1 pseudogene is annotated in these 524 nt (G+C 52.3%); it reads left to right on the forward strand.

The window, feature by feature from the left end:
• Nucleotides 1-317 precede the first annotated feature (317 nt).
• Nucleotides 318-524: pseudogene (locus QKE52_RS13325) on the forward strand (IS256 family transposase); the annotation flags it as partial.

Below are 524 nucleotides of genomic sequence, written 5' to 3' on the forward strand. Positions count from 1 at the left end.
GGGCGAAGAAGCTGCCCTGTTCATCATCAAACGGGTTGCTAGACAACACGCGCTCCTTGTCTCATGATGCGGAAATAACGGGTTTATGGGCTGCGTTGGCCAAAGTGGTGGCACAAGTGCAGCAAGCGTGAATTAACTTAGCATAACCTAATATGCAGCTTTTGAGGGTTAAGTAAAGAAAAGTGTGTCCGCATGCCACCATAACCCCAGACCACACACCACAAATCACCAAAGAATAGCTCCCCGAAAGCTATTACCCACACCATCCCGCACCTCCGGCCACATTTGTGCTAACCGCACACCGGTTGGATTAAAGGATGACCACCAACCGCCCCAGCTGCCCACTATGCGGCAACAACACAAAGAAAAACGGCACCACCAGCAAATCAACCACCCGTTGGCGCTGCACCCACTGCGGACACTCCTTTACCCGCAACACCCAAACCCACAACAAAAATACCGCCACCATGGCTTTGTTCATCCAATGGGCCACCGGCACCCAATCTGGCTCTTCCGGTTTTAGA

Origin of the sequence: Corynebacterium sp. c25Ua_47 (assembly GCF_039907205.1) — a bacterium.
GTDB classification, from domain to species: domain Bacteria; phylum Actinomycetota; class Actinomycetes; order Mycobacteriales; family Mycobacteriaceae; genus Corynebacterium; species Corynebacterium hiratae.